The 8,797-nt window shown below is 74.3% G+C and carries 8 protein-coding genes; 3 read left to right on the forward strand and 5 right to left on the reverse strand.

Annotated features, from left to right (window positions below; all coding sequences use genetic code 11):
- The first annotated feature begins 15 nt into the window (after positions 1-15).
- Together CNO22_RS11365 and CNO22_RS11370 are read left to right on the forward strand one after the other, a co-directional pair.
- Positions 16-2,127 carry a PTS fructose transporter subunit IIABC gene (locus CNO22_RS11365; RefSeq protein WP_100499476.1) on the forward strand — a complete coding sequence of 704 codons (2,112 nt, stop codon included), beginning with the start codon at positions 16-18 and terminating at the stop codon, positions 2,125-2,127.
- Positions 2,128-2,177: 50 nt separating this feature from the next.
- Positions 2,178-2,438 (forward strand): HPr family phosphocarrier protein, encoded by a 261-nt coding sequence (locus CNO22_RS11370; protein WP_100499477.1) that lies wholly within the window; start codon positions 2,178-2,180, stop codon positions 2,436-2,438.
- A gap of 191 nt (positions 2,439-2,629) precedes the next feature.
- Here the strand turns inward: CNO22_RS11370 and CNO22_RS11375 are convergent, their stop codons facing one another.
- The 5 genes from CNO22_RS11375 to pdhA all read right to left on the reverse strand — a co-directional run bounded on the left by CNO22_RS11375 (position 2,630) and on the right by pdhA (position 8,041).
- On the reverse strand, positions 2,630-3,097 hold the full coding sequence (locus tag CNO22_RS11375; protein ID WP_100499478.1) for an SRPBCC family protein: 468 nt from the start codon (positions 3,095-3,097) through the stop codon (positions 2,630-2,632).
- A gap of 79 nt (positions 3,098-3,176) precedes the next feature.
- Positions 3,177-4,370: an AGE family epimerase/isomerase gene (locus CNO22_RS11380; RefSeq protein ID WP_232806964.1), complete on the reverse strand. Its 1,194-nt coding sequence runs from the start codon at positions 4,368-4,370 to the stop codon at positions 3,177-3,179.
- Positions 4,371-4,455: 85 nt separating this feature from the next.
- Complete coding sequence (locus CNO22_RS11385; protein WP_100499479.1) at positions 4,456-5,928, reverse strand: dihydrolipoamide acetyltransferase family protein; 1,473 nt, start codon at positions 5,926-5,928, stop codon at positions 4,456-4,458.
- Between the two features lie 2 nt (positions 5,929-5,930).
- Complete coding sequence (locus tag CNO22_RS11390) at positions 5,931-6,908, reverse strand: alpha-ketoacid dehydrogenase subunit beta (protein WP_100499480.1); 978 nt, start codon at positions 6,906-6,908, stop codon at positions 5,931-5,933.
- Positions 6,905-8,041: a pyruvate dehydrogenase (acetyl-transferring) E1 component subunit alpha gene (pdhA, locus tag CNO22_RS11395; RefSeq protein WP_100499481.1), complete on the reverse strand. Its 1,137-nt coding sequence runs from the start codon at positions 8,039-8,041 to the stop codon at positions 6,905-6,907. Before pdhA ends, CNO22_RS11390 begins: the two co-directional genes overlap by 4 nt.
- A gap of 219 nt (positions 8,042-8,260) precedes the next feature.
- Between pdhA and CNO22_RS11400 the strand changes: the two genes are divergently transcribed.
- Positions 8,261-8,734 (forward strand): Lrp/AsnC family transcriptional regulator, encoded by a 474-nt coding sequence (locus tag CNO22_RS11400; RefSeq protein ID WP_198588260.1) that lies wholly within the window; start codon positions 8,261-8,263, stop codon positions 8,732-8,734.
- Positions 8,735-8,797 lie beyond the last annotated feature (63 nt).

Genomic DNA, 8,797 nt, shown 5'->3' on the forward strand with positions numbered 1-8,797 from the left:
CTGGAGAGATGGGCCATGCCCGACCTGATCACCCCAGACCTGGTGGCGCTCGACGCCGACCTGGGTTCCGACAAGAGCACGGTGGTGCGCCGTCTCGCCGGTCTCGTCGCCGGCGCCGGGCGGGCCACGGGTGCCGACGCGCTCGCCGATGACGCCCTCGCCCGCGAGGCGCAGGCGGCCACCGGCCTGCCCGGCGGCATCGCCATCCCGCACTGCCGCTCGGCCGCGGTCACCGAGGGCTCCCTGGCCTTCGCCCGGCTGACCCCGAAGGTCGACTTCGGCGCCCCCGACGGCCCGGCCGACCTGGTCTTCCTCATCGCCGCGCCGGCGCACGGCGACGCCGACCACCTCACGCTGCTGACCGCCCTGGCCCGGGCCCTGGTGCGGCCGGAGTTCGTGGCCTCGCTGCGCGCGGCCGGCTCCGCCGACGAGGTCGTCCGGCTGGTCCAGGAGGTCGTCTCCCCCGAGCCGGCCCCGGCTGCCGCCTCCGGCGCCACGAGCGCCGCCGCGGCCGCGCCGGCCGCGGATACCGGCTCCGGAGCCCGCCGCAGCCTGGTCGTGGTCAGCGCCTGCCCGACCGGCATCGCGCACACCTACATGGCCGCCGACAAGCTCACCGAGGCCGGCCGCGCCGCCGGGGTCGACGTGCACGTCGAGACGCAGGGCTCGTCGGGCTCCACCCCGCTCGACCCGGCCGTGATCCGCGCCGCGGACGCGGTCATCTTCGCCGTCGACGTGGGCGTCCGGGACCGGGACCGGTTCGCCGGCAAGCCGCTCGTGCAGTCCGGCACCAAGCGTGCGATCAACGAGCCCGACGTCATGGTCCGCGAGGCGCTGGCCGCCGCCGACGACCCGAACGCCCGCCGGGTGCCCGGTGGCGCCGGCGGTGCCGCCGAGCCCGCCGCCGCCACGGGCGGCCGGCCGGGCGTCGGCACCGAGATCCGCCGCTGGCTGCTCACCGGCGTCAGCTACATGATCCCGTTCGTCGCCGCGGGTGGTCTGCTCATCGCCCTAGGCTTCCTGTTCGCCGGCTTCGGGATCGCGCTCGCCGACCCGACCTCCGAGGCCGGGGCCAACTACGGCACCACCTGGGCGTTGAACAACACGTTCTTCGACCTGCCGGTGCTCGCCGAGCCCGTCGAGGGCCTCCGCGACGGCGTGCTCGGCTACCTGGGTGCGCTGTTCTTCGTCCTCGGTGGCGCGGCCTTCGGCTTCCTCGTCCCGGCGCTGGCCGGCTACATCGCGTACGCCATCGCGGACCGCCCCGGCATCGTTCCCGGCTTCGTCGTCGGCGCGGTGTCCGTCACCGTGGGCGCCGGCTTCCTCGGCGGTCTGATCGGCGGCATCATCGCCGGGTTCGCCGCGCTGTGGATCAGCCGCTGGAAGCTGCCGGCCGGTGTCCGCGGTCTGCAGCCGGTCGTGATCATCCCGCTGCTGGCCACGCTGATCTCCAGCGGCCTGATGGTCGTCGTCCTCGGCCGCCCGCTGGCCGCCGCGCTCACCGGCCTGGGGAACTTCCTCAACGGCCTGTCCGGTACCTCGGCCATCCTGCTCGGGATCATCCTCGGCCTGATGATGTGCTTCGACCTCGGCGGCCCGGTCAACAAGGCGGCCTACGTCTTCGCCACCACCGGGCTGGCCGCCGGCGCCGGCGCCCCGCTGGTCATCATGGCCACGGTCATGGCCGCCGGCATGGTGCCCCCGCTGGCGATGGCGCTGAGCACGGCGATCCGGCCGAAGCTCTACACCCCGGCCGAGCGGGACAACGGCAAGGCGGCCTGGCTGCTGGGAGCGTCCTTCATCTCCGAGGGCGCGATCCCGTTCGCCGCGGCCGACCCGCTGCGGGTCATCCCCTCGATGATGCTCGGCGGGGCGACCACAGGGGCGATCGTCGCGGCCTCGGGCGTCGAGCTGAGGGCGCCGCACGGCGGTCTGTTCGTGCTCTTCGCGATCAACGGTGTCGCGATGTTCCTGCTGGCGATCGTGATCGGCACGGTGGTCGGCGCCCTCGCGGTCACGATCGCGAAGAGCATCGGCCGCCCGAAGGCCGAGGCCGTCCCGGAGGACGCCGTCGACATGGCCCACGCCCACAACGCCACCCCGGTCACCCAGCCGGCTCGGGCCTGAACCAGCAGGCTGTAGGCCACCGCCCGTTCCCGAAGCGAGGGAGAACCCCCATGCCCAGTCAGACCGTCACCGTCGGCTCCCGGGTCGGGCTGCACGCCCGGCCGGCGGCCCTCATCGCCGAGGCCGTCGGCAAGGCCGGCATCCCGGTCACGCTGGCCACGCCCGGGGGCAACCCGGTGGACGCCGGCTCGCCGCTCATGATCATGACGCTCGGCGCGAAGCAGGGGGCGGAGGTCGTCGTGAGCAGCGACGACCCCGCCGTCCTCGACAAGATCGTGGGCCTGGTCGCCCAGGACCTCGACGCCGAGTAAGAGGACCACCCCTCCCCCCACGCCTCGCAAGCTCGGCGCGGGCCCCTGGAGGGTGGCCGGCGGTGGCCGGGACGGGGCCGAGGAGGCAGTCCTCCTCCCGGCAGCGGGGCCTCCACAGACGACGGCGCCCGTCCCCTGCACAAGGGGGCGGGCGCTGTCCTGGGTCTGCGGTCCGGCCTGGACGGCCGGCGTCAGGCCTGGTCGGGCCGGGAGACGTCACCCCGCCAGGCGCCGGTCTCGGTGCCGCGGCTCTCGATGAACTCCTTGAACCGCTTGGCGTCGGCCTTGACCTGCCGGTCGTCGAAGCCCAGCGCCGCGCCGGCCTTCTCCACGATGCCCTGCGGCTCCCAGTCGATCTGGATCATCACGCGGGTCTTGTTGTCGTCGAGGCGGTGGAAGGTGACCACCCCGGCGTGCTTGGCGTCGCCGCTGGTGCTGGTCCAGGCCACCCGCTCCTCGGGGTGCTGCTCGGTGATCTCGGCGTCGAACTCCCGCTTGACGCCGTCGATGTTGGTCACCCAGTGGGTGTGGGTGTCGTCGAGCTGCATGATCCGCTCGACCCCGCCCATGAACTTCGGAAAGCTCTCGAACTGCGTCCACTGGTCGTAGGCGACCCGGATGGGGACGTCGACGTCGATGGCTTCCTGCACGCTGGCCACGGTTGGCCTCCTCTGCTCGTGATCGGGTTGTGTAGTCGCTCTACCCGTCCCTCCGCGCAGGACACCTCCGTTGCCTGGGTCACCGCAGCGCGGCCGCCACGCTCCCCCGGACCGGACGGCCGTCCAGCAGGAGAGCCTGCGCCAGGTGGTAGGCGTCGGGCTGGCCGTCCCAGGTGCCCGACGCGACCGCGCCCTCCGGCGTCAGCTCGTGGTGCCAGCTGCCGGTCGCCGGGTCGGCGAAGCGTGCCTCGCCGTGCGCCCACCAGCGCACGGCCAGCCGCCGGTAGGAGGCGTCACCGGTGACGGCGGCCAGCGTCCGCGCCGCGGCCACCGCCTCGCACAGCACCCAGTGCATGCGCTGCGCCACCACCGGCCGGTCGTCCCAGTCCAGCGTGTACGGGAAGCCGTCGTGCCCGTCGGCGGCCCAGCCGCGGGAGGCGGCCGCGGCGAAGAGCCGCGTGGCGTCCTCGAGCAGCCAGCCGGCATCGTCTTCCGCGCGGGAGAGGCGATCCCGGTCCAGGGCGGCGCGCAGGTGCAGCGCGAGCCGGGCCCACTCGAACTGGTGCCCGACCGTGACGCCGTACGGGCGGAACGGGTGCGCGGGCTCGGCGCGGTTGTAGTCCGGCAGCGGCTGCCACTCCGCGGTGAAGTGCTCGGGCAGCCGCCAGTCCCCCTCCCGGGCCCAGCCGTGCACCACGCGCTCGGTGGTGCGCAACGCCTGCCGGCGCAGCTGCTCGGTCCTCGGGTCGTCGTCCCCGAGGGCGTCGGCGGCGGCGAGGGTGGCCTCGACGCCGTGCATGTTCGCGTTGACGCCGCGGTAGTCCGACAGCCGCGACCAGCCGGCGTCCCACTCCTCGACCGCCAGGCCCTCGGCGTCGTCCCAGAACCGGTTCTGCCAGACGTCGAGCGCCTCGTCGAGCAGCAACCGGCCGCCGGGCGCGCCCGCGGTGGTCGCCGTGGCCCCGGCCAGGACGACGAAGGCGTGCACGTACGCGGCCTTGGTGTCGTCGGCCGTCGAGGCGTACCAGCCGCCACGGGCTCCGTCGTGCAGCGGCCCGGCGGTCAGGGCCTCGACCCCGTGCCGGACCAGTTCGTCCCACCCGCTGCGGCCGGTCAGCCGGGCGAGGCCGAAGACGTGCGTCATGCGGGCGACGATCCAGGTCTCCTGGCCGCGCTCGGGGCGCACCCGCCCGTCGTCCCCCAGGTAGCCGAAGCCGCCCTCGGCCAGCCGGGATCGGGCCGCGAACTCCAGCAGCCGGTCGAGGTCGGTCACGTCCACGCTCCCCTCGCGACGATCACGGCGTCGCGACCACATCCTGACCGGAGCGGTGGTCACGGCGCCATGACCGTCGGCGAGGTCAGAACGCCAGCGCCGTCCCCGGGTCCGAGAGCAGCGCGCCGACGTCGGCGAGGAACCGGCTGCCCAGCTCCCCGTCGATGATCCGGTGGTCGAACGACAGCGCCAGCTGGGTGACCTGCCGCGGCCTGACCTTCCCCTTGTGCACCCACGGCATCTCGCGGATGGCACCGAAGGCCAGGATCGCCGACTCACCGGGGTTGAGGATCGGCGTCCCCGTGTCGACGCCGAAGACGCCGACGTTGGTGATGGTGATCGTCCCCCCGGTCATGTCCTCCGGCGCGGTGCGGCCGGCCCGGGCGGTCTCGGTCAGCTGCGCGAGCGCGCCGGCCAGCTCGGCCAGCGACAGCCGCCCGGCATCCTTGACGTTCGGGACGACGAGCCCGCGGGGCGTGGCCGCGGCGATGCCGAGGTTGACCTGCCCGTGGACGACGATCTCCTGCGCCGCCTCGTCCCAGGAGCTGTTGACCATCGGGTGCTTCGCGGCGGCCAGCAGCAGCGCCTTCGCCACGAACAGCAGCGGACTGACCTTGACGTCGGCGAACTCCGGGCGCGCGGCGATCCGCGACCGCAGCTTCACCATCCGGGTCACGTCGACGGTGAGGAACTCCGTGACGTGCGGGGCGGTGAAGGCGCTGGCCACCATCGCCGCCGCGGTGTGCTTGCGGACCCCCTTGACCGGGATCCGCTGCTCCCCCGCCGTCGTCGCGGGAGTCGGGCGGAGTTCCGTCACGGACGCCGTCGCGGCGACCCGGGCCGGGCCGGCCGCGGCCGCCTCGACGTCGGCGCGGGTGATCACCCCGCCGGCGCCGCTGCCGGTCAGCTCGGTGAGGTCGACGCCGAGGTCCTTGGCCAGCTTGCGCACCGGCGGCTTGGCCAGCGGCCGGGGCCGGCGCCGCCCCTGCTCGGCCGCGCGCGACGGCGCCGCGTCGACCGACGCCGCGTGCGCCTCGGCCTGGCGGCCCACCTCCAGACCGCCGTGCCGCACCGGCTTGGTGGTCATGTCCGGCGCGGTGGCCAGCAGCGGCGGGCGCTGGGGGACATCGGCCGCCGGGGAGTGGTCGGCCCCGGGTGTCGCGGCGGCCGCAGTCCCGACCGCGCGGCGCGGGCGGCGGCGGGCCTCCGTCGTCCGCGGCCCGTAGCCGACGAGCACCGCCGTCCGCCCGCCGGGCGCGGCGCCGCCGATGAGCCCCGCAGCAGGCTCGGCCGCGTCCCCGTCAGGGGCCTCCCCGCCGACGTCGATGGTGATGATCGGCGTCCCGACGTCCACGGTGGCCCCGGCCTCGTGCAGCAACGCGGTGACCGTGCCCGCGAACGGCGAGGGCAGCTCGACGGCGGCCTTCGCCGTCTCCACCTCGCACAGCGGCTGGTTGACCGTGACGGTGTCGCCCACGGCGACCAGCCACTGCAGGATCTCCCCCTCGGTCAGCCCCTCGCCGACGTCGGGGAGCTTGAACTGCTTGAGCGTCCCCATCCTCAGAACCCCATCGCGCGGTCGACGGCGTCGAGCACCCGGTCGAGGTCGGGGAGGTACTCCTCCTCGAGCTTCGACGGCGGGTAGGGCGTGTCGTAACCGCCCACCCGCAGCACCGGCGCCTCCAGGGAGTGGAAGCAGGCCTCGGTGATCCGCGCGGCGATCTCCGCGCCGAGCCCGAGGGTCACCGGCGCCTCGTGGACGACGACGCAGCGCCCGGTGCGCCGCACCGACTCCACCACCGGGTCGAGGTCCAGCGGGGAGAGGGTGCGCAGGTCGACGACCTCCACCGAGCGCCCCTCCTCCGCGGCCGCCTCGGCCGCCTGCAGCGCCGTCTTCACCATCGGGCCGTAGGCCAGCACGGTGACGTCGTCCCCGCCGCGGACGACGCGGGAGGCGAACAGCGGGTCGGGCGTGGCGGCGGTGTCCACCTCGGCCTTGTCCCAGTACCGCCGCTTGGGCTCGAGGAAGACGATCGGGTCGGGGTGGGCGATCGCCTGCTGGATGCCCCAGTAGGCGTCGACCGGGTTGCTGACCGCGACCACCTTGAGCCCGGGCGTGTGCGCGAAGTAGGCCTCGGGGCTCTCGCTGTGGTGCTCGACCGCGCCGATGCCGCCGCCGAACGGGATCCGGATGACGACCGGCATGGTCAGCTTCCCGCGCGAGCGGGCGTGGATCTTGGCCACCTGGGTGACGATCTGGTTGTAGGCCGGGAAGACGAACCCGTCGAACTGGATCTCGCAGACCGGCCGGTAGCCGCGCATGGCCAGGCCGACGGCGGTGCCGAGGATGCCGGCCTCGGCCAGCGGGGTGTCGACGACGCGGTCCTCGCCGAAGTCCTTCTGCAGGCCGTCGGTGATCCGGAAGACCCCGCCGAGCCGGCCGATGTCCTCGCCCATGAGCACGACCTTGGCGTCGTCCTCCATGGCCTTGCGCAGGCCGAGGTTGAGCGCCTTGCCGATGGTGAGCGTCTCGGTCACCGGTGCCCTCCCTCGAACGACGCCTGGTACGCCTCGAACTCCGCCTGCTGCGCCGCCAGGTGCGCCGTCTGCTCGGCGTAGACCTGGTCGAACATCGCCGTCCCCGGCGGGTCGGGCATCTCGGTCGTGCCGCGGCGGATCCGTGCCGCGAGCTCGTCGGCCTCGGCCTCGACGGCGTCGAAGAAGTCCTGGTCGGCGGAGCCGCTGCGGGACAGGTACGCCTTGACCCGGGCGATCGGGTCGCGCAGCTTCCACTCCTCCAGCTCGCTGGCGAGCCGGTAGCGGGTGGGGTCGTCGGAGGTGGTGTGCGCGCCCATCCGGTAGGTGAACGCCTCGACGAACGTCGGGCCCTGGCCCTCCCGGGCGGCGGCCAGCGCCGCCCGCGTCACCGCCAGGACGGCGAGGACGTCGTTGCCGTCGACCCGGACGCCGGGGAAGCCGAAGCCCGCGGCGCGCTGGTAGAGCGGCACCCGCGACTGGCGCTCCAGCGGGACGCTGATCGCGTACTGGTTGTTCTGGCAGAAGAAGACGACCGGCGCGGAGAAGCTGGCCGCCCAGATCATCGCCTCGTTGACCTCGCCCTGGCTGGTCGCGCCGTCGCCGAGGAAGGCCAGCACGGCGGTCTCGGCGCTGTCGCGCTGCAGCCCCATGGCGTAGCCGGTGGCGTGCAGTGTCTGGGCGCCGATGACGACGGTGTAGAGGTTGAAACCGGTGGCGACCGGGTCCCAGCCGCCGTTGTCGACGCCGCGGAACAGGCTCATGACGTGCAGCGGGTCGACCCCGCGGGTCCAGGCCACGCCGTGCTCGCGGTAGGTCGGGAAGGCGTGGTCCCCCGGCTCGAGGGCGCGGCCGGCGCCGACCTGGGCGGCCTCCTGGCCCAGCAGCGAGGCCCAGATGCCCAGCTCGCCCTGGCGCTGCAGGGCGGTGGCCTCGGCGTCCCACCGGCGGACCAGGACCAGGTCGCGGTAGAGGTCGCGCAGCTGCTGGTCGTCGAGGTCGATCGCGTACTCCGGGTGCTCGACCCGCTGCCCCTCGGGGGTCAGCAGCTGGATCAGGTCGGGTTGCCGGGGCAGGTGCGGCGCCCCCGCGCCCGGTACCGGGTCGACCACCTCGGTGGCACTGGACACGCTCATGTGCTCCTCCTCGCCGTCGTCCGCCGCTGCCGGGGTCGCCGGTCAGGCGGGCGGTGTGGACGCCTCGTGGCACCCGGGTGTGGCGCCACTTACAGACATCGTGGCACGGCCCGGGCGCCCCTGACGAGACACCCGCGGCACCGATCTGCGCAAGATCCCGGTGCCGGACTGCGCACGATGACCCGTCGGAGGGCCGCCGCGCCTGTCAGACTGAGCGACGTGCCGGCTCTCGACGCCACCGACGCCCGCCTGCTGCAGGCCCTGGGCGAGGACCCGCGGGCGACGGTCATGGCGCTGTCGCAGCGGCTCGGCCTGGCGCGCAACACCGTGCAGGCGCGGCTGGCCCGGCTGGAGTCCAGCGGGGCGCTGGCGCCCTTCGAGCACCGGGTCCGCCCGGAGGCGCTGGGCTACCGGCTGGGTGCCTACGTCACCGTGCAGGTCGTGCAGCGCAGCCTGGCCGACGTCGGCGAGGCGCTCGCGGACATCCCCGAGGTGCTCGAGGTGACGGCGCTGTCGGGCGTGGCCGACCTGCTGGTGCGGGTGGTCGCGGTCGACGCCGACGACCTGTGGCGGATCACCGAGCGGGTGCTGTCCATCCCCGGGGTCCAGCGCACCGACACCGCGCTGGCGCTGCGCCGGCTGGTCGACCACCGCATGCGGCCGCTACTGGCCCGCGCCGCCGGTCAGGACTGAGAAAGGACCCCCTGCCCCTGCCCCCTGCCAGCTCGCGGCGGGACCTGTCCCTTATACACATCC

This window comes from Geodermatophilus chilensis (genome assembly GCF_002802985.1).
Taxonomy (GTDB): Bacteria; Actinomycetota; Actinomycetes; order Mycobacteriales; family Geodermatophilaceae; genus Geodermatophilus; species Geodermatophilus chilensis.